Source organism: Devosia sp., from assembly GCF_965229025.1.
GTDB lineage: Bacteria > Pseudomonadota > Alphaproteobacteria > Rhizobiales > Devosiaceae > Devosia_A.
In genome coordinates this window covers 3,074,967-3,095,697 of sequence record NZ_OZ245853.1, presented here as the reverse complement: position 1 = coordinate 3,095,697, position 20,731 = coordinate 3,074,967, and the positions used below count along the sequence as shown (strand labels likewise).

The window sequence follows — 20,731 nt, the reverse complement described above, 5'->3', positions numbered from 1 at the left end:
GGCTATTCTCCTGTGAGCGGTGCGGCCGGGTCGTCCTGGCGAGGGCCCGAAAGGCTGACCGGGTCGTCCCGGTCCGGGCTGGGGAAAGGGGTGCCATCGGGATCTGCGCCGGCAATGCGCGGCGGCCAGATGGTGATGTCCTGGGTCAGCGAGGCGCCATAGCGCTCGCGCTCTTCGGGCCGGTCGCGCGGCCGCTCGAAGGCGACGACGCGGCTGGCGAGCGTGAAGGCCTCGCGCATGTCGTGCGTGACCATGACCACGGTGAGTTCGGTCTCATGCCAGAGCCGCTTCATCAGCACATGGATTTCGGCGCGGATACCGGGATCGAGCGCACCGAACGGCTCGTCGAGCAGCAGCACCTTGGGGCGCATGATCAGGGCCTGCGCCAGCGCCAGGCGCTGCTGCATGCCGCCGGAAAGCTGGGCCGGATATTTGGTTTCGGAGCCGGCGAGCCCGACATCGGCGATGAGCTTTGCTGCCTCCTCGATTGCAGCGCGGCGCGCCTTGCCGAAGAGGCGCCCGCGGAGTTTCGAGGCCTGTAGTTCCTTGCCGAGGAGCACGTTGCCGAGGACGGTGAGGTGCGGGAAAACCGAGTAACGCTGGAACACCACGCCGCGATCTGGGCCGGGTTCGGGGCTGAGCGGCTTGCCATCGAGCGTGATAGTGCCGCGCGTCGCCTGCTCCTCGCCGAGCAGCAGCTTGAGGAACGTGGTCTTGCCGCAGCCCGACGGCCCGACCAGCGCCACGAAGGCGCGCGAGGCGATGGTCAGCGAAACTTTTTCGAGAACGATCTGCTCGCCATACTCTTTCCAGACCTTGTCGATGACGATCTCGCTCATGCCTTGGCCCCGAGTTCGGACCAGGGGAAGACGACGATGCGCAGCCGATCGAGGACGATGTTGGTGATCACCGCCAGAAGCGTGATCCAGACCACATAGGGAAAGATCACATCCATCGCGAGATAGCGGCGGACGAGGAAGATGCGGTAGCCGAGCCCGGAATCGGACGAGATGGCCTCGGCTGCGATGAGGAACAGCCAGGCCGGCCCAAGCTGCAGGCGGAGGCAGGTGATCAGCCGCGGCAGGATCTGCGGCAGCACGACGCGCAGCGCGATCTGCCATGACGAGCCGCCCAGCGTCTCCGCCTTGACGATCAGTTCGCGCGGCAGTTCCAGCACTTTCAGCGCCAGATCGCGGACCATGATGGGCGCCACGCCGATAACGATCAGCGTGATCTTGGAGGTCTCACCCAGCCCCAGCGCGATGAAGAGGATCGGCAGCAGCGCCAGGGGCGGCACCATCGAGACCACGGCAAAGAACGGCGCCAGCAGCGCCCGCACATAGGGCAGCATGCCGATCAGCATGCCGATGACCAGCGCGATGGCGGTGGAAATGACGAGTGCGGTGAACAGCCGGCCAAGGCTCGCGGCAGTATCGGCCCAGAGCAGGTAGTCTCCGGTACGCGGGTCTGGCTGGAAGGCCATACGGTTGATGGCGTCGGCAAAGGCGGCAAAGCCGGGCAACAGCTTGTCGCCGGGGTTTTCGCTGAGCCGGGCGACCGAGCCGAGCGCATAGGCAAGGATCAACAGCGCAAACGGCGCGAGCGCCAGCACCAGCTGCAGCGTTCGGTTTGGTTTGGTGTTGATCCAGCGCATGGGGCTCGGTTTTCTTTGCAAAGTGATCGACTTCCCCTCACCCGGCGCTGCGCGCCACCCTCTCCCTCAAGGGGAGAGGGAAGAGGAAACAAGATGCCGCCGCAGCGTCCCTCTCCCCTTGAGGGAGAGGGTGCCCGAAGGGCGGGTGAGGGGACGTTTCGAGGCCTACAGCGCCCCGTCAGCCGCTGCCTTCATGTACTCAGACGAAAACCTGAGCTTCACATTGGCGCTGTCGCCCAGCACCTTGCCGTCTGCCAGTTCAATGCCGATGACGTCGGCCGAGGCGGCGCCGGAGCCCAACAGCCCCTTGTCGAAGAGGAAGGTGCGGACGAGGTCCATGGTCTTTTCGAGGTCGGGCGAGGCGGTGAAGGCCACGGCGTCGGCCGGCTTGTCGAAGAGCTTGGTGGCGGCAAGCTGGCTTTCAAAGCCGGCCTGATCTGTGCCGGAGGCGACGCCCATCGCGGTGCGGGCGGCGGCGCCTTCCGGTGTGTCGGCGGTCATCACGGCCATGGTGTCATACCAGATGCCGGCCAGCGCCTTGCCGAAGTTGGGGTTGTCCTTCAGCACCTCGGTATTGGCGGCCATCATGTCGATGATCTCGCCGGGGATCTGGGTGGAGTCGAACACCTTGGTGGCGTCGGGGAGCTTCAGGAGTTCCGACACCATCGGGTTCCAGGTGACCATGGCAGTGACGTCCGGCGTCTGGAACGCGCCGACCATGTCCGGATCGGCGGTGTTGATCACCTTGACGTCCTTTTCGCTCATCCCGGCGCTTTCGAGTGCGCGGGCGAGGAGGTAGTGCGAGACCGAGTATTCGACGAGGTTGACCGACTGGCCCTTGATATCGGCGAGCGCGGCCTTGTCCTTGAGGATCACCGCGTCATTGCCGTTCGAAAAGTCGCCGACGATGACGGCGGTGGTGTCGACGCCGCCGGCGGCCGGGATCGAGAGACCATCCATGTTGGTCAGAGTCACCGCGTCATAGGCACCGGCGGTGTACTGGTTCATCGACTCCACATAATCGTTGAACTGGGTCACCTCGATGGTGATGCCGTACTTGTCGGCCCATTTCTTGACGATGCCGGTGTCCGAGGCATAGCCCCAGGGCATCCAGCCGACATAGATCGACCAAGCGACCTTGAAATCGGTCTTCGGTGCGGCGTGCGCTGTGGTGCTGCCCGCGAGCAGGGCGGCGAGCGCCAAGCCTGACAGCAGTCGTCTCGAAATCAGCATATGCAATCCCCTGTTCCAGTTCTGGGGATTGGCAAGACCCGGCGCCGCCAATCCCTTGGCTAACGAGGTCTCCCGGGCTTTTGTCCCGCCGTGTGTCCGCCCGGATGTCTCCCGCTGCGGTGGATGCTCTCGGACCAGACGCGCGATGCTCTCACGCCGGAACCCTAGCTCCTAACTCGGTTCAAGAGTTGCAAGGGCTGTGCCAGCGGCAAGAGGTGTGGAGTCTGAGGCACTTAGGTGGGGCAGTGGGGAAGAACCGCCGGCCGGTTTGGCCAATCAGCAGTCAGTTTGCTGCTTTAGTGGGCAGTCACGAGCAGATGCGCAAAGGAGTGGCGATCAGCCTATCGCCTTGGTGAGTTCCGGCAGGATAGTGAAGAGATCGCCGACAAGGCCATAGTCCGCGACCGCAAAGATCGGGGCGTCGCGATCGGAATTTATGGCGACGATGACCTTGCTCTCTTTCATTCCCGCAAGGTGCTGGATGGCACCGGAAATGCCGCAGGCGATATAGAGATCGGGGGCGACGATCTTGCCAGTCTGGCCGACCTGCAACTCGTTGCTGGCATAGCCCGCATCCACCGCTGCCCGGCTGGCGCCGATGGCCGCGTTGAGTTTGGCCGCGAGCGGCACCAGCAGGGTGTCAAAGGCCTCTTTCGAGCCGAAGGCGCGGCCGCCGGAAATGACGACGCGAGCCGCCGTGAGTTCGGGCCGATCGCTTTCGGCGCTGGTTGCGGAGACAAAGCGCATGGGCTGGGGCAGGTTGGGTACGGTGAGGGTGACGAGCTCGATTGCGCCACCACTCGAAGCCTCGGCGAAGGCGGCGGCGCGGATGGTGACGACGCGGATGGGGTCGGTGGTCTGCACCGTCTCCAGCGCGTTACCGGCGTAGATCGGTCGCTGGAAGGTATCGGGCGCGAGGACGGCGACGATCTCGGATATCTGCATCACGTCGAGCAAGGCCGCGACGCGTGGCAGTACGCTTTTTCCAATGCTGGTGGCGGCGGCGACGATGCCGTCATACCCAGCTGCGAGCGAGACAATGAGCGCCGCAAGCGCCTCGGGGCTCTGGTGCGCCAAAACCGGCGCATCGGCGAGCAGCACCTTTTCGGCGCCCAGCGTACGCGCGGCTTCGGCGACCGCGGTGCAGTTGGATCCGGCAACGAGGATATGCACCCCACCGCCCATGGCGCGGGCTGCCGTGAGGGCGCGGGCGGTCTGCGGGTCGAGGCGGTGATTGTCGTGTTCGGCAAGGAGCAGGATGGTCATCAGAGCACCTTGCTATCGCGCAGGCGGGCGACCAGTTCGCTGACCGAGCCGAGGATTTCACCGGCCTCGCGAGCCGGCGGCTCGGTGGTGGCCAGCACCTTGAGGCGGGGTGTCAGGTCGATGCCGAAGTCGGCAGCAGCGGCTTTGCGCAGCGGTTTGGCGCGGGCCTTCATGATGTTCGGCAGCGAGGCAAAGCGCGGCTGGTTGAGGCGGAGGTCGACGGTGACCACCACCGGAAGCGGCGCGGCGACGGTTTCGAGCCCGCCATCGACTTCCCGCGTGATGGTCGCAACGCCATCGGCGATCTCCAGCTTTGAGGCAAAAGTGGCCTGCGGCCAGCCCAGCAGCCCGGCCAGCATCTGCCCGGTCTGGTTGGCATCATCATCGATAGCTTGCTTCCCCAGCAGCACCAGGTCGGCGCCTTCTTCCAAGGCAATGGCTTTCAGCAGCTTGGCGATGCCGAGAGGCTCGATGCGTTGCTCGGTCAGCACCAGCACTGCACGATCGGCCCCCATGGCGAGTGCGGCGCGGAGCGTGTCCTCAGACTTGGCGACACCGATCGAGACCGCGATGATCTCGGTCGCAATGCACTTTTCCTTGAGGCGCACAGCCTCCTCAACCGCGATCTCGCAGAAGGGGTTCATCGCCATCTTGACGTTCTCGAGGTCGACGCCAGAGCCATCGGTCTTGACCCGCACCCGAAAACTTGCGTCGACCACGCGCTTGACCGCGACCAGAACCTTCATGCCTTCACCCGTGCGGCGCTCGGGTCATAAAGCGGCTCCTTGTACAGCACCGCCTTGACCACCTCATTGGCAACGACAAGCTCATAGGTTGCCCCGCTGAGCCATTCGTCGCTGACGCCGTCGGGATTGCGCACATACCCGAGCCCGATGGGCTTGCCGATTGTGTAGCCATAGCCGCCCGAGGCGAGATAGCCGGCGAACTCGCCATTGCGGAGGATGGTTTCGCGGCCCAGCAGCACGACGTCCTCGCGCTCGGTGGTAAAGGTCATCAGGCGCTTCTTGAGCGGCTTGCCAGCCCTCTTCTCCAGCGCCTCTCGGCCGAGGAACGGTGTGCCCGACTTCAGCTTGACGGCCCAGCCGAGCCCGGCCTCGAACGGCGTGTCGTTGGGCGTGATGTCCGAGCCCCAGGCCCGATAACCCTTTTCGAGCCGGAGCGATTCCAGTGCGCGATAGCCGACCGGACGGAGGCCATGGGGGGCACCCGCGGTGAGCAACGCGTCGAACACCTCACCGGTCTTTGCGAGCGGGATGTGCAACTCCCAGCCGAGCTCGCCGACATAGGTGACGCGGAGCGCGCGCACTTCGGTTCCGGCAATCGGCAGGATGCGGACATGGCCGAAGGGGAAGGCGGCGTTGGAGACATCGGCACCGGTGACCGCTGCCAGCACCTCACGGGCGCGCGGCCCCATCAGGCTCAGCGTGCCATAAGCCTCGGTGACATCGGTGAGGCTGGCTTTGGCGCGAGCGGGGATATGCTCGTTGATCCACGCAAAGTCGTGCGTCCGGAACCCGGTGCCGGTGACGATGTAGAAGTGGTCGTCGGCAAGGCGCGCCACCGTGAGGTCGCACTCAATGCCGCCGCGGGTGTTGAGCAGTTGCGTATAGGTCAGCCGGCCCGGCGCCTTGTCGACGCTGTTGGCGCAGATCCAGCTCAGCGCGCTGGCGGCATCGGGGCCACGCAGCTCATATTTGGCGAACGAGGACTGGTCGAAGAGGCCGACCTGCTCCCGCACCAGCTGGTGTTCCTCGCCGACCGGCCCGAACCAGTTCTGCCGGCCCATCGAGTAGATGTCCCTGGGCTCCGTGCCCTTGGGGGCGAACCAGTTGGGCCGCTCCCAGCCGAGCTTGGCGCCGAAGACCGCGTTGTGACCCTTGAGGCGCTCGTAGAGTGGCGAGACGATGCGCTGCCGCCCGCTCTGATATTCCTCGTGCGGAAAGCCCACGGTGTAGTGCTTGCCATAGGCTTCGAGCGTGCGGTCGCGCACCCAGTCGCGGTCGCGGTGCATCTCCGAAAAGCGCCGGATATCGACGACCCAGAGGTCCATCGGTGCTTCGCCGGCCATCGCCCACTCGGCCAGCACCCAGCCGGCACCGCCGCCCGAGGCGATACCGAAGGCGTTGAACCCGGCGCCAACGAACATGTTGGTGCATTCGGGCGCCGCCCCGAGGATGAAATTGCCATCCGGGGTAAAACTCTCCGGCCCGTTGATCATCTGGCGCACGCCGGCGGTTTCGAGCGCCGGGATACGAGCTATTGCGGCCGTGAGGTGCTGCTCGAAATGCTCCCAGTCGTCGTCGAAGAGCTTGAACTGGAAGTCGGACGGCACGTCGCCCGTGGTCCAGGCGATCGGGTTGGGCTCGTACCCGCCCATCACCAGCCCGCCCACCTCTTCCTTGAAATAGGTCAGCCGGTCGGGATCGCGGATGGTGGCGCTGTCGGGCGACAGGCCCTCGAGCTTTTCGGTGACGATGTACTGGTGCTTGACCGGCTGCAGCGGCACGTTGATGCCGGCCATGGCCCCGATCTGCCGGGCCCATTGCCCGCCGCAATTGACCACTGTCTCGCAGGCGACATCGCCATCGGTGGTCTTGACCCCCGTGATGCGGCTGCCATCCATCACAAAGCCGGTGACGGTGACGCCCTCGAAGATCTTTGCCCCGTGCATGCGGGCGCCCTTGGCGAGCGACTGCGTGATATCGGAGGGGCTCGCCTGCCCGTCGGTGGGGAGGAAACTCGCGCCGACAAGATCGCCCACTTCGAGCAGCGGCCACATGCGCTTGACCTCGTCGGGGGAGATCAGCTCCATCTCCATGCCGAAGCTGCGGGCTGTGGTGGCAAGGCGCCGATACTCGGTCCAACGGTCCGCGTTGGTCGCGAGGCGGAGGCAGCCGGTCATCTTCCAGCCAGTATCGAGCCCGGTCTCATCCTTCAAAGTCTTGTAGAGCTCGACCGAGCGCTTCAGCACCTGCGTCACCGAGGCCGAGGAGCGGAGCTGGCCGACAAGGCCTGCCGCATGCCAGGTAGAGCCCGAGGTGAGCTTGCCCTGTTCGATCAGGATCACATCGGCCTTGTGGTCGCGGGCGAGGTGATACGCGGTCGAGCAGCCGATAATGCCGCCGCCGATGACGACGACCTGCGCGTGAGAGGGGAGCGCCATCGGGGATCAGGCCTTTCCGTAGCTGCCGCGATAGGCCGCAAGCGCACTATCGAAACGGGCAAAATTATCTTTGGCGTAGCTGTCAAAGTCGACGCCGGGGGTGGTGAGATAGAGTTCTGAAACGAGCCCCCACAGCGCCTCGCGCAGCAGCGACGCGCATTGCATCGCCGCATGGCTGCGAAGGAGATCGGGCGAGGAGGAATGGCCGAAATAGGCGGTGAGCAGCGCCGTGGATTGGGCCATATCGAACCCGGCGTTGGAGGCAAGGCCAGCAAGGTCGAACATCGCGGTGCCGTAGCCCGCATACTCGAAATCGATCAGCCACAGGCGCTTGCCGTCATCGATCAGGTTGGCGGGGAGCAGGTCATTGTGCCCGAAGCGCACCGGAAGGGGGATTTGCGCTGCTTCGAGTTCGGCGTTGATGGCCAACAATTCGGGCAGGCGCGCGGTCAGCGGGTTCGATGAGGTCTTGAGGGTCGCGGCATAGTCGCGGATGACGTGGAAGACCCAGAAGAAGAACGCGGCGCCGGTAATCCCCTCGGCCACATTGTCGTGGTAGCGCCGGATAAGGTCGGCCACCGGCTCGATCCGGCCGCGCACATCGGCAGCCTCAAGCGAGCGCCCTTCGATGAAGCGCGACACCATCAGGCCGGGCTCGTCGTAGATGACTTCCGGCCCGAGGCCCGCAGCGAACGCGGCGCGCGCCGTCATGATTTCGCGGGTGCGAAACACATGATGGAACGGATAGTCCTTACCGGTGCGGACCACGTATTTGCCGCTGGCGTCGGTGGCCACGAAACTGATGTTTGAAAGCCCGCCGACCAGCGGCTCAAGCCGGGGCCTGCCCTGCCAGAGCGGCAGCCCGGCGATATGCCCCTCAAGTTCGTGCATCGGCAGTCTGTCCCCCTCAGACCGGGAGGATCGTTGAGTGACCTCGCCACCAGCCAGATTGGAGTGTTGGCTTCAACCCTGTCAATGCGACCAAGGCAACTGGCGCGCCCGAAAAGAACAGGACGCTTCTCGCTGCCTGTTCCTTTGCAGCATTTATGACGATCTGCACATTTTCTCTTTAGGGATCGACCTTTACCCGCCACAATCATCCTCTTACTATGGATAAGAGCCGGGGGGCTTGAACTGCAGGGTGAGGGTAATATGCTGCCACTGTTCCGGTCTGCCGCATGGTTTTGTGCGGCCATAATTCTGGCCATGGGGCTTTCGGCCCCCGTGAGCGCCGCCGACCGGAGCGCCACGCTTCTCCCATCCACCGACCTGCCCGGCTTCGATTATTCGGTGCTCAAGGACTCCTCGGTTAATGCCTGTACCAAGGCGTGTACCGACGACAAGCTCTGCAAGGCCTTCACCTTCAACGAGAAGGCCAATTGGTGCTTCCTCAAGGGCGATGTTGGCCCCGAGACCAAATTCGATGGGGCCACCTCCGGCCGCATCTCGATGGCCCCCACGGCTGAGTCGATTGCCGCCGACCGCCAGTCCGAGCTGCCGTTCCCAGCGCAGGACCTGATTGATTCCGCGCGTTACTTCCTTGTCGGGCTGCCCAAGTCCGATCCGCCGCCGCCCAAGGTGAGCTATGCCGACCTGGTGGTCGCTGGCGATGCCGCGGCAGCCAAGGAAGATCCGGCCGGTGCCATGGTCTCCTACCGTCAGGCGCTGGCCACCAACGCCAACGACCCGGCGCTCTGGATGAAGCTCGCCGAGATGGCGCTGGTGCGGGCCGACATCGAAGCGGCCGCGACCGATTCCAGCGGCAGCGTCTATGACTTTGCCACCACCGCGACCTATGCCGCGCTCAATGCCTTCCTGATCTCCGAAGACGTCGCCGACCGCGCCCCGCAACTGGCGGCGCTCGCCCACGGGCTTGAGCTGCGCCAGATGTGGCGCGAGTCGATTGCAACCTACCGCGCCAGCCTCGCGCTGGTCGAAGACGCCACGCTCGAAGCCCGTCTCGACAAGGTAGTGGCCGAACACGGCTTCCGCATCACCTCCAACGCCGTCGATGCCGAGGCGGCAACGCCGCGTATCTGCGCCGTGTTCTCCGATCCGCTACCGGCCGCTTCGACCGATCTTTCGGGTTATGTCGTGGTCGATGATGCGCCGCAGGTGGCCGTCGAGACGGAAGACAGCCAGATCTGCATCACAGGGGTTGAATATGGACGCCGCTACCATATCCGCCTGCGCGCCGGCCTGCCGTCGGCCGGCGGCGAGACGCTGCGCAATGATGTGGCGCTCGATGTCTATGTCCCCGATCGCGCGCCTTTCGTCGGTTTTGCCAACAATTCCTACGTCATGCCCGCCGGGCTCGGCGGCGGCCTGCCGATCACTTCGGTCAACGCCAAGACAGCCGATGTCGTGATCTACCGCATTGGCGACCGCTCGATCGCGACCGCCGTGCGCAATGGCATCTTCCAGCGCACGCTTGACGGCTATTCGGCCGAGGACGTCGCCAATTCCTATGGCGAAAAGACCTGGGAGGGCCAGGTTGACCTCGCCCAGGGTGCGGCAAACGCGCTGACCACCACGGCGATCCCGGTCACGGATGTGCTGGGTGATATCCCGCCCGGCGCCTATGTGATCACCGCCAAGGTCGCCGGCATCGAGCAGGAATACTGGAAGGAAGTCGCGACCCAGTGGTTCATCGTCACCGACCTCGGCCTCACCACCATTGCCGGCGATGACGGCGTTCACGCCTTCGTGCGCAGCCTCAGCACAGCCCAGCCGGTGGCCGGCTCGCATGTGCGGATGATCGCCGTCAACAACGAGATCCTCGGCGAAGCGGTGACCGACGCCAATGGCCGCGCCGATTTCGCGCCGGGCCTGGCCCGTGGCGAAGGGGGCCGCGCCCCGCAATTGCTGGTGTCGGAAACCGATGCCGGCGATTACGCCTTCCTCGATCTCACCAAGCCTGCTTTTGATCTGACCGATCGCGGTGTCGCCGGTCGGCCCTCGCCGGGACCGCTCGACCTGTTCGCGACCACCGAACGCGGTGTCTATCGCCCGGGCGAGACGGTGTTCCTCACTGCGCTGCTGCGCGACGTGCATGCCAAGGCGGTCGCCGACCTGCCGCTGACGGTCGAACTCGAACGCCCCGATGGCGTCGTGTCCTCGCGCGCCGTGATCAACGACGCCGGTGCAGGTGGCTATTTCGACGCCGTCACGCTGAACGCCGACGCCATGCGTGGCTCGTGGACCGCGCGCTTCTATGCCGATCCCAAGGCCGATGCGCTCGCCAGCACCACCTTCCTCGTTGAGGATTTCGAGCCCGAGCGGCTGGCTTTCGAGGTCACCGCTGAGGACAAGCCGATCGTTGTCGACGAGGCAACGCCGGTCAGCGTCATGGCCAAGTACCTCTATGGCGCCACCGCGCCCGATCTCTCGGTCGAGGCTGACACGGTCATCTCCGCCGTCACCTCGCTCGCCAAGTATCCCGGTTACACCTTCGGCCGCCTCGACGACAGCTTCGAGACCGACCGCGAAGAACTGGGCGTCGTTGGCGTTACCGATGCCGATGGCAATGTCACGGCCGATGTGACCGTGCCGGCGCCGCAGGCGACGACGCGGCCGCTCGAGGCCAAGCTCATCATGCGGCTGGTCGATTCCAACGGCCGCGCCATCGAGCGGAGCCTCACTCGTCCGGTGCTGGCCGATGTCGACCGGATCGGCCTCAAGCCGCAGTTCAGCGAAGCCGACGGCCTCGCCGAAGGCAGCCAGGCCGGCTTTGACGTGATTGCCGTCGCGCCGACGGGCGAGACCGTCGACAAGGCGGGCCTCAACTGGAGCCTCTCGCGCATCGAGACCAACTATCAGTGGTATCGCGACAACGGCACCTGGAAGTGGGAAGCCGTGACCACCACCCGCGAAGTGGCCAATGGCAGCGTCGACGCCAAGGCCAGCGGCCCGGTGACCATTGCATCCGCCATCGACTACGGCCGTTACCGGCTCGAGGTCGAAAGCACGGGCGATAACCCGACCTCGTCGAGCTACGAATTCTATGCCGGGTACTACTATCCTGATGCGGGCTCGGACACGCCCGACACGCTGCAGGTCGCACTCGACAAGCCGGCCTATCGCGCCGGCGAGACGGCCATGCTGCACCTCGATCCGCAGTTTGCCGGCACCGCGCTGGTGATGGTGGTCGACGACCGCATCATCGACATGAAGGCGGTCGAGGTCCCGGCTGAGGGGACGACTGTCGCCCTGCCGGTCACCGATGACTGGGGCCCGGGCGCTTACGTCACCGCGATCCTCTATCGTCCGGCCAGCGCCACTGAAAAGCGCATGCCGGCGCGTGCCCTCGGGCTCGCTTTTGCCGATGTCGATCCGGGTGACATGAAGCTCGACGTCCAGATCGATGCGCCCGAAGTGACCCTGCCGCGGCAGGCCGTCGCGACGACCATCAAGCTTGCCAACGCCAAGGCAGGCGACAAGGCCTATGTCGCCGTCGCGGCGGTGGACCTTGGTATCCTCAACCTCACCAAGTTCCAGACACCCGATCCGGACGGCTGGTATTTCGGCCAGCGCGAGCTCGGCATGGAAGTACGCGATCTCTATGGCCAGTTGATCGACCCGACCCAGGGTCTCCCCGGCGCTCTGCGCGTCGGCGGTGACGGCGCGGCCTCGCGTCTGGGCACACCGCCTGCAACTTCGGTGTTGGTGGCGCTCCATTCGGGCGTTGTGGAAGTCGGTGCCGACGGCACGGCAACCATCAGTTTCGACATGCCGGACTTTGCCGGCACGGTGCGGCTGATGGCCATGGCCTGGACCGACAAGGCTGTAGGCCATGCCCAAAAGGACATGGTGGTTCGCGATCCGGTGGTCGTGACCATGAGCCCGCCGCGCTTCATGCGGCTCAATGACCAGTCGCGACTGCTCGTCGAAATCAACAATCTCAGCGGTCCGGCCGGCACCTACAAGGTGACGCTCAGCACCGATGACGGGCTCTCCACCGACAGCCCCGAAACCAGTGTTGACCTCGCTGCCGGTGGCCGCACCGCGCTCGAACTTGGCCTCACTGGCCGCGAGCTCGGTGATCACAAGCTGAAGCTCCTCGTCACCGACCCGAGCGGCAATGCGCTCGCCAAGGAACTGACCCTCGGCGTCCGCGCCGCGAGTGCGCCGGTGACCACCGCCAAGCTGATCCCGCTGAAGCCCGGTCAAACCGTGACGCTTGATGCGAGCTACTTCGATGGGCTGGTGCCGCACACCTCGTCCCTGACCCTCGCGGTTGGGCCGATCGCGCGGCTCGGCGTACCGCAACTGCTGATGGAGCTCGACCGCTACCCCTATGGCTGCGCCGAGCAGATCACCAGCCGCGCCCTGCCGTTGCTCTATCTCAACGACGTGGCGCGGATGATTGGTCTTGGCACCGACGATGCGCTGAGCCAGCGGATCAATGACGCCATTGCCAACCTCCTGACCAAGCAGACCTCGACCGGCGGCTTCGGCCTCTGGGGGCCCTATGACAACTCGGAGCTGTGGCTCGACTCCTACGTCACCGAGTTCCTGCTCCGCGCCAAGGCGGCTGGCTTTGCCATCCCCGAACTGGCCCTGAGCCGGGCGCTCGATAACCTCGGCAACCAGGTCTCCTACGCGGCCGACTTCTCCAATGGCGGTGAAGACGTGGCCTACGCGCTCTACGATCTGGCGCGCGGCGGCCGGGCTGCTATCGGTGACCTCCGCTACTATCTCGAAGCCCGCCTTGACGCCTTTGGCTCGCCATTGGCCAAGGCACAGCTCGGGGCGGCGCTGGCGCTCTATGGTGACCGGACGCGTGCGGCGACTGCCTTTGCGGCGGCCGTTGCGGCGCTCGACACAAAGCGCCCGCGCTACGACTACCGCGCCGACTACGGCACGCAGCTGCGCGACACCGCAGCGGTGCTGGCGCTGGCCGCCGAGTTCACCCCCGCCGGGGTGGATCTGGCGGCGCTTGCGGCAAAGCTCGCCGATGAGCGCGAAATCCAGAACTACACCTCGACCCAGGAAGACGCCTGGACGCTGCTGGCGGCTGCCGCCCTCGGCAACGAGGCGACGAGCGGTGCGGTGACCATCGATGGCACCGCGCTCGATGGCGCCGTCTACCAGCGCTACGACCAGGAGCACTTCGACAACTCCGGCACGGTAACGATCGCCAACACCGGCAATGCGGCGACGGAGATGCAGGTCTCGGTGACCGGCATTCCGTCGGCGCTCGCTCCGGCATCCGATCAGGGCTTTGGCATCACGCGGGAATACTTCCTGCCCGATGGCACGCCCGCCGATCTCAACACGGTGAGCCAGAACGACCGGTTCGTCGTGCTGCTGACGGTGACGCCGTCGGCGCTGGGCTCGGGTCAGTACATGATCGCTGATCCGCTGCCGGCCGGCTTCGAGATCGAGAACCCCGACCTGACCCAGGGCGGCGGCGTGGGCGACATGAGCTGGCTCAACGTCAACACGCCGGCTCATGTCGAATCACGCACCGACCAGTACGTGGCGGCATTCCGCTACGTTTCTGACGTGACGCCGTTCTCGACCGCCTACATGGTCCGCGCCGTGACCCCCGGCACCTTCGTGCTCCCGGGTGCGACGGTCGAGGACATGTACCGGCCGGAACTCCGCGGCAACACCGATGCCGGCAGCATCGAGGTCACCAAGACCGGGCCGTGAGCGAGCGGCTGGAGACAGACGTGAAACCGAAGTCGCGCCTATGGGCGCGGCTGGCATCCGGTGGGGCCTATGGCCTCGCCGGGCTGCTGCTTGGCGGGTTGCTGGGCGCCCATGTGCTGATCCGCGAGCTGACGCCGACCCTTCCGCCCACGCCCGATGTCGCCACCCTGCCGGTCTCGCCAGCCGTAGTGGATCGTGCCGGAGTGCTGCTCAGGCCCTTTACGACGCCTGATGGCCGCTGGCGGCTGCCGGTCGGCATCGACCAGGTCGATCCGCACTTCATCGATATGCTGGTCGCCTACGAGGACCGGCATTTCAGGGATCATGGCGGCATCGACTGGGGCGCGATGCTGCGTGCGGCCGGGCAGTTTGTCGTGGCAGGCGGGCATATCGTTTCGGGCGGCTCGACCCTCACCATGCAGGTAGCGCGCCTGATCGAGGGCGAGCCCACCCGCAACATGACCGGCAAGCTCCGCCAGATGGTGCATGCCGAAGCGCTGGATCGGCAGTTGAGCAAGGACCAGATCCTGACGCTCTACCTGACGCTTGCGCCTTATGGCGGCAACATCGAGGGGATCCGCGCTGCGAGCCTTGCCTATTTTGGCAAGGAGCCGGCCCGGCTCACCACCGCCGAATGCGCGCTGCTGGTGGCGCTGCCGCAATCGCCGGAAGCCCGCCGCCCCGATCACGATCCGGCGGCAGCGCTCGCTGGACGCAATACCGTGCTCGACCGCATGGTCACCGAGGGCGTGCTGACCGCTGACGACGCCGAAATGGCCAAGCGCGAACCGCTGCCAGCCGCGCGGCGCGAATTCCCCATGCTGGCCGCCCACCTCGCGCAAGAGGCCGTCGCCGCCCAGCCGCAAGCCCGCCGAATTGCGCTGACCGTCGATAGCCGTCTTCAGGCCGCGCTCGAAAAGCTCGGCGCCGAGCGCGCGGCAAGGCTTGGGCCAAAAGTTTCTGTGGCGATCGTCGTAGCCGACCAGGAAACCGGCAACATCCTCGCTTCGGTAGGCTCGGCGGGCCTGTTTGCGCAGCAAAGCGATGGCTTTGTCGATATGACCGAAGCCGTCCGCTCGCCGGGCTCGACCCTGAAGCCGCTGATCTACGGCTTGGCGTTCGAGCTTGGCCTCGCGCATCCCGAAAGCCTGATCGCCGACCGGCCTACTGCCTTCGGCGCTTACGTCCCGGTCAATTTCGACGGGCTGAACCGCGGCACTGTCACCATGCGGCAGGCGCTGACGCAGTCCCTCAACATTCCCGCGATCATCACGCTCGATGCGGTAGGCACCGCGCGCCTGATGCAGCGGCTGAAGCGCGCCAACGCCAACCCGCTGCTGCCCGACGATACGGCGCCGGGGCTGGCAGTGGGGCTTGGCGGCGTCGGCGTCACGCTGCGCGACTTGGTATCCCTCTATGCGGCCATTGCGCGCGGCGGCTCGCCAGTGCGGCTCCAGGACGGGGTAACCGTCGCCGCGCCCGAACCAGCAGATGCCGCGCCCGTGCTGGATCCGGTCTCGGCGTGGTATGTCGCCGATATCCTTGCCGGCGTGCCGCCGCCGCTCAACGGCTCGGCAGGGCGCATCGCTTACAAGACCGGCACCTCCTATGGCTATCGCGACGCCTGGTCGATCGGTTTTGACGGCAAGACCGTCATCGGCGTCTGGGTGGGCCGCCCGGACGGCGCGCCCGTACCGGGGATTTCCGGCGTACTCGCGGCAGCACCGATCCTGTTCGAGAGCTTTGACCGGCTGGGCACGCCCGCCGTGCCGCTGCGCAAAGCGCCGCCGGGAACCCTGTTTGCTGCCAACGCCGATCTTCCCACCCCGCTCCGCCGCTTCCGCCACCCAGATGATGACAAGGTGGCCAAGGACGCGGGCCCCGAGATCGCCTTCCCGGCCGATGGCGTCGATGTCGATCTCGGGCTCGCTTCGGGTGAAGACCGCCCGCTGATGGTCAAGGTCAGGAACGGCGCGCCTCCCTTCACCTTTTTTGCCAATGGCGCCCCGTTCGGCCGCTCGGCCTTTGCCCGGCAGAACAGCTGGACGCCGGATGGCCCGGGCTTCGTGACGCTCTCGGTTGTCGATGCCGAAGGCCGCTCGGCTGCGGTAAAGGTATTCCTCGAATAGGGCGCTCCGCCCTTTGGAGCATTCGACCCCACCACCGAAAGCCGCTATCAAAGGTAAGCCGCTATATCGGCAGGATTTTGAGGAGGGTCCCCGATTGAAAATTACCGATCTCAAATGCGCTGTCATTGCCAGCAGCCCCGTCATCCGTATCACCACCGATGAAGGCATCACCGGCTGGAGCCAGATCGAGACGCCCAAACCCTATGTCCAGCCGCAGGTCTTGCAGCTCAAGGATTGGATCGTCGGCCAGGACCCGCGCGACGTCGAGCGCGTCATGCGCCGCATCCGCGTGCGCGGCGGCTTCAAGCCGTTCGGCGCCGCCGTCAGCGCCATCGAACACGCGCTCTGGGACATTGCGGGCAAGGCCGCCAATGCGCCGGTCTACCGGCTGCTGGGCGGCAAGGTCCGTGACCATGTCCGTACCTACCGCACGCTCTATCAGGCCGAAGTGCCCGGCGGTGCGGAACATACGCCCGAGGGCTACAAGCGCTGGGCCGAGTACGGCAAGTCGCTGAAGGGCGAGTTCACGCTCTTCAAGCTGCCGACCGCCTATCACTCGTCAATGGTCCGCGACTTCCCCGATTACTTTTACGGCGACGTGCAGCACGATGCGCCGTTCCCCTATCCCCACAAGGGGGTGATGACCAAGGAGGGCATGGACCATCTGGTCGCCTGCGTCACCGCCGCACGTGAGACGTTGGGGAAAGGCTACAATACCGCCGTCGACGCCGGTCCGGGCTTCATGCCGCTCGACGCGCTGCGCTTTGCCAAGGCGGTGGAGCACCTGCATCTGATGTGGGTCGAGGATTCGATCACCGGCGACTATTCGCCTTACGTGAACCCCGGCGTCTACAAGGACGTCACCCACCACACGACGACCCCGATCCATACCGGCGAGCAGATCTACCTGCGCCAGAACTACATGCAGCTGATCGAAAGCCACGCCGTCAACGTCATCGGTCCCGATCCCTGCGACGTCGGCGGTATCGCTGAACTCAAATGGATTGCCGAGCACGCTGACCTCCACGGCATTGCGGTAGCGCCGCACGGCACCGCCAATGGCATCCTCGGGCTCGGCGCGCTGGTCCAGATGTCGGCAACCCTCCCCGATAACTTCATCGCCTTCGAGTACCCGGCCCGCTTCGAACCATTCTGGTACGACATCACCGAGGGCTTTGACGGCATGCCGGTCAAGAACGGACTGATCGAGGTGCCGGATCGTCCGGGCATGGGCGTCGATATGATCCCCTCGAAGGCAAAGAAGTACCTCACCGAGGGCGATTCCGACTTCTTCGACTGAGTCCCGTATCGGGCGCTGGCTTGCGTCAGATCAAGGTGGGCCAGGCGGCGCCCGGCTATCAAGCTGGACGCCGGAGCGCTGCGACCTGCCGGTCCTGAACCCGCCGTGCCCATCGGGAGGTCTCTTCAGCATGCCCTCAAACCAAGTGACGTCCAGCTCGCTGCCCTGGGCGCGTGCACATTTCAGCCTGCTGCTCGCCGGGCTGGCTGTGCTGGGGCTCGCCACCGGCACTGTGCTCTGGGCTTTGCAGATGGGCGGTCTCGCGGCATGGGCCTGGGCCGCCGGGACCGCGCCGGTGCTGCTGGCGCTGCTCTACGAGATCGTCATGTCGCTGCGTCGTGGCGATGTGGGGCTCGACGTGGTCGCCGCCCTGTCGATGAGCGCCGCACTGGCGTTTGGCGAGCCACTGGCCGGCAATGTTGTCGCCCTGATGTATGCGGGCGGACAACTGCTCGAAACCTTTGCCGCTGGGCGGGCGCGGCGGGAGATGACCGCTCTCCTCGGCCGGGTGGCTAAGACCGCACTGAGATATGGGCCGAGCAGCCTCGACGAAACGCTGATCACCGAACTCGTGCCCGGCGACCGTCTGCTGATCCGGCAGGGGGAAGTACTGCCCGTCGATGGCCGGGTGTCCGGGGCAAGTGCAGAACTCGACCTTTCCGCACTGACCGGAGAGTCTGTGCCGATGAAGGTCACTGACGGTGGGGAAGCGCTGAGCGGCAGCACCTCGGTGGGTGCATCGTTCGATCTAGTGGCAACCCGACCCGCCGCCGAGAGCACCTATGCGGGCATCGTGCGGCTGGTCGAGGCGGCCCAATCGAGCAAGGCCCCCATGGTGCGGCTCGCCGATCGCTACGCCATGGCTTTTCTCGCCCTCACGGTCGCGATGGCGGGTGCGGCCTGGCTGTTCACCAGCGATCCGCTGAGGGCGCTGGCAGTACTGGTGGTGGCGACGCCCTGTCCGCTGATCCTCGCCGTCCCTGTCGCCCTCATTTCGGGCCTCTCGCGGGTGGCGCGCGTCGGCGTGCTGGTCAAGGGCGGTGGCGTGCTCGAGACCCTTGCGCGCATCAAGATTGCGATCCTCGACAAGACCGGCACGCTCACCCACGGGCAGGCCACCGTCACGCGCATCCTTGTCGCCAAAGGGCAGACCGAGAACGAAGTGCTGCGGCTTGCCGCCAGCCTCGACCAGGCCTCGAGCCACGTCGTCGCCACCTCGCTGATCAAGGCCGCAGCAGAGAGGGGACTGGTCCTCTCGCTCCCCAAGGACACTTCGGAAGCCGCGGGCGAGGGCATTTCCGGAACTGTGGATGGCCAGACGATTGCACTCGGTGGCAAGGGCTATATGGCGGGGTTGACGGCGCCGAACGGCGGCGGCGCGCTGCTCGCGGACGTGCCAGCCGGCGCAATGTCGGTCACAGTTGCCGTTGGAGGTGCGCTTGCCGGCGTGATCGTGCTGGAAGACCGGATCCGCGACGACGCCCACGAGGTATTGGCCGGACTGCGCGCAGCAGGCGTCGATCGCATTGTGCTGGCCTCCGGTGATCGCCGCGACATCGCCGCAGCGATCGGTGCCGAACTCGGCGTCGACCTCGTCGAGGCCGAACTCACCCCTGAGGGCAAGGTCGCCGTGATCCAGCGTGAGGCGAAGGCCGGGGCGGTCATGATGGTCGGCGATGGCGTCAACGACGCCCCCGCCCTTGCTGCAGCCGATGTCGGGGTGGCGATGGGCGCACGGGGGACCGCCGCTTCGTCCGAAGCAGCGGGCGTGGTGCTGCTGGTCGACGAACTGGCGCCACTGGCACGGGCCATCGTCATCGCTAAGCGGACACGGGCCATCGCGCTTCAAAGCGTGTTCGCCGGCCTCGGCCTTTCCGTCGCCGCCATGATCGCAGCTGCCTTCGGTTTCCTGCCGCCAGTACAGGGCGCGCTGCTTCAGGAGGCGATCGATGTCGCGGTTATCCTCAATGCACTACGTGCATTGCGCTAGTTTTTATTTGTGCAAGGACCAACTGTTTGGCAATACCTCTGAGCTTGCGTCACCCCTGTCGCAATGCGGGAAGTGCAAGAGTTGGACGGCTCGACCAGCAACCGGCCAGATGAGGATGTCTTCGACCTGGGCGCCCGGAAGATGGCGGCCGGAGAGATGCGGCTGAACAACGAGCGTGCCGTGCTCACCGCGGTGGCGACCCGTCAGGGCGTATCCGGTGCAGAAATTGCGCGCCGGACCGGGCTCGGCCCACAGACCGTGTCGCGGATTATCTCCGATCTCGAAGAGCGCGGCCTTGTCCTCAGGGGTGAAGTGCGGCGAGGCCATCGCGGCCAGCCAGCAACGCCAATTCTCCTCAATCCTGGTGGTGCCTTCTCGCTGGGATGCGAGATCGGCTGGCGCCACATGGAGATTGTCCTCCGCGGCCTGGCTGGCGAGATCCTCGCCCATCATCGACGGGACTATGATTTTCCCCATGCAAGCTCAATTTTCGAGGAAATAGGTTCCCTCAGCCGGCTGATGATGGGGCGGCTCAATGCCGTCGAGCAGCATCGCGTCGTTGGCATGGGCCTCGCCATGCCGGGCGGCATCGCCCGCAATATAGACCTGGTCGGCGGCGGCCCGGAGGATGCGGCGTCCTGGCGCGATCTTGATTCCGTCAAGGCCATGGAAAAAGCAACCGGCCTGCCGGTCTGGCTCTACAATGACGGCAATGCCGCATGCTGGGCCGAACTGACGGCGCTACCGCGTCCACGTCCCAACAACATGTGCTATTTTCTGGTCAGCACATTCATCTGTGCCGGAATCATCGCCGATGGCCGGTTATGGGAAGGTCCTTCGGGCAATTCCGCCAACATGGGCTCAATGATCATCACCGATAGCGCCGGCCAGCCGAACTTTGTGCACCTCGTTGCATCTTTGATGGCGCTCGAAACCAAACTGCGGGTTGCCGGCCTGCCGGTGCCAACCGGCGACCCGCAGCGATGGGATTGGTCAGCGCTCGAGCCCGTGTTGAGCGAATGGCTCAACGAAGCGGGGAAGGCTATTGCTACGGCCATCGCCAACACCGGCGCCGTAACCGAGTTTCCCCTCGCGGTGGTTGACGGGGTCATGCCGCGCCCAATCGTTGAGCGGCTGGTCGAGCGGGTAAGGCGCCATACAGCGCAATTGCCCACCCTGACCTTCGATCACGTCGAAATCCGCAGCGGCATCCGGGGCGTGTCGGCCCCGTCGATCGGCGCGGCCCTGCTGCCGGTCTACCGGCAGCTGTTTTCCCGCGAGACAGGCGACATCGAACTTTCGGTCCGCGCCTGAGCTT

The 20,731-nt window shown here is 65.5% G+C and carries 12 protein-coding genes and 1 riboswitch; of the genes, 5 read left to right on the top strand and 7 right to left on the bottom strand.

Translation table 11 applies throughout. From position 1 onward, the window contains the following. Nucleotides 1–2: 2 nt before the first annotated feature. From ACO06J_RS15000 to ACO06J_RS14970, 7 genes are all read right to left on the bottom strand, one after another. Entirely contained in the window at nt 3–839 is an 837-nt protein-coding gene (locus ACO06J_RS15000; protein WP_421761523.1) for an ABC transporter ATP-binding protein, read from the bottom strand. Beyond that, complete coding sequence (locus ACO06J_RS14995) at nt 836–1,654, bottom strand: ABC transporter permease (protein WP_421761522.1); 819 nt, start codon at nt 1,652–1,654, stop codon at nt 836–838. Before ACO06J_RS14995 ends, ACO06J_RS15000 begins: the two co-directional genes overlap by 4 nt. Nucleotides 1,655–1,819: 165 nt before the next feature. After that, on the bottom strand, nt 1,820–2,887 hold the full coding sequence (locus ACO06J_RS14990) for a putative urea ABC transporter substrate-binding protein (protein ID WP_421761521.1): 1,068 nt from the start codon (nt 2,885–2,887) through the stop codon (nt 1,820–1,822). Nucleotides 2,888–2,954: 67 nt separating this feature from the next. Beyond that, nucleotides 2,955–3,066, bottom strand: a riboswitch (guanidine-I (ykkC/yxkD leader). 157 nt (nt 3,067–3,223) lie between these two features. After that, complete coding sequence (locus ACO06J_RS14985; protein ID WP_421761520.1) at nt 3,224–4,153, bottom strand: electron transfer flavoprotein subunit alpha/FixB family protein; 930 nt, start codon at nt 4,151–4,153, stop codon at nt 3,224–3,226. Beyond that, nucleotides 4,153–4,899, bottom strand: coding sequence for an electron transfer flavoprotein subunit beta/FixA family protein (locus tag ACO06J_RS14980; RefSeq protein WP_421761519.1), 747 nt, complete (start codon nt 4,897–4,899; stop codon nt 4,153–4,155). The genes ACO06J_RS14985 and ACO06J_RS14980 overlap by 1 nt, the downstream gene beginning before the upstream one ends. Then, nucleotides 4,896–7,337 carry a GcvT family protein gene (locus ACO06J_RS14975; RefSeq protein ID WP_421761518.1) on the bottom strand — a complete coding sequence of 814 codons (2,442 nt, stop codon included), beginning with the start codon at nt 7,335–7,337 and terminating at the stop codon, nt 4,896–4,898. The genes ACO06J_RS14980 and ACO06J_RS14975 overlap by 4 nt, the downstream gene beginning before the upstream one ends. A 6-nt stretch (nt 7,338–7,343) precedes the next feature. Continuing rightward, nucleotides 7,344–8,228: a phosphotransferase gene (locus tag ACO06J_RS14970; RefSeq protein WP_421761517.1), complete on the bottom strand. Its 885-nt coding sequence runs from the start codon at nt 8,226–8,228 to the stop codon at nt 7,344–7,346. Nucleotides 8,229–8,489: 261 nt separating this feature from the next. Here ACO06J_RS14970 and ACO06J_RS14965 point away from each other — a divergent pair, with 261 nt between their 5' ends. From ACO06J_RS14965 to ACO06J_RS14945, 5 genes are all read left to right on the top strand, one after another. After that, a complete protein-coding gene (locus tag ACO06J_RS14965) occupies nt 8,490–13,994 on the top strand; it encodes an alpha-2-macroglobulin family protein (protein ID WP_421761516.1) in 5,505 nt (1,834 codons plus the stop codon). Between the two features lie 20 nt (nt 13,995–14,014). Next, complete coding sequence (gene pbpC / locus ACO06J_RS14960; RefSeq protein WP_421761515.1) at nt 14,015–16,123, top strand: penicillin-binding protein 1C; 2,109 nt, start codon at nt 14,015–14,017, stop codon at nt 16,121–16,123. 94 nt (nt 16,124–16,217) lie between these two features. Beyond that, the gene (locus ACO06J_RS14955; RefSeq protein WP_421761514.1) at nt 16,218–17,423 is read left to right on the top strand and encodes a mandelate racemase/muconate lactonizing enzyme family protein; all 1,206 of its coding nucleotides are present in this window, start codon (nt 16,218–16,220) and stop codon (nt 17,421–17,423) included. Between the two features lie 130 nt (nt 17,424–17,553). Further along, nucleotides 17,554–19,413 (top strand): heavy metal translocating P-type ATPase, encoded by a 1,860-nt coding sequence (locus ACO06J_RS14950; protein WP_421761513.1) that lies wholly within the window; start codon nt 17,554–17,556, stop codon nt 19,411–19,413. Nucleotides 19,414–19,494: 81 nt separating this feature from the next. Next, entirely contained in the window at nt 19,495–20,727 is a 1,233-nt protein-coding gene (locus ACO06J_RS14945) for an ROK family transcriptional regulator (RefSeq protein ID WP_421761512.1), read from the top strand. Nucleotides 20,728–20,731: the final 4 nt, after the last annotated feature.

Coding starts and splice junctions, on each gene's coding strand:
- ACO06J_RS14970 (WP_421761517.1), bottom strand. CDS start 8,228: ATGCACGAACTTGAGGGGCATATCGCCGGGCTGCCGCTCTGGCAGGGC.
- ACO06J_RS15000 (WP_421761523.1), bottom strand. CDS start 839: ATGAGCGAGATCGTCATCGACAAGGTCTGGAAAGAGTATGGCGAGCAG.
- ACO06J_RS14990 (WP_421761521.1), bottom strand. CDS start 2,887: ATGCTGATTTCGAGACGACTGCTGTCAGGCTTGGCGCTCGCCGCCCTG.
- ACO06J_RS14985 (WP_421761520.1), bottom strand. CDS start 4,153: ATGACCATCCTGCTCCTTGCCGAACACGACAATCACCGCCTCGACCCG.
- ACO06J_RS14975 (WP_421761518.1), bottom strand. CDS start 7,337: ATGGCGCTCCCCTCTCACGCGCAGGTCGTCGTCATCGGCGGCGGCATT.
- ACO06J_RS14965 (WP_421761516.1), top strand. CDS start 8,490: ATGCTGCCACTGTTCCGGTCTGCCGCATGGTTTTGTGCGGCCATAATT.
- ACO06J_RS14980 (WP_421761519.1), bottom strand. CDS start 4,899: ATGAAGGTTCTGGTCGCGGTCAAGCGCGTGGTCGACGCAAGTTTTCGG.
- ACO06J_RS14950 (WP_421761513.1), top strand. CDS start 17,554: ATGCCCTCAAACCAAGTGACGTCCAGCTCGCTGCCCTGGGCGCGTGCA.
- ACO06J_RS14995 (WP_421761522.1), bottom strand. CDS start 1,654: ATGCGCTGGATCAACACCAAACCAAACCGAACGCTGCAGCTGGTGCTG.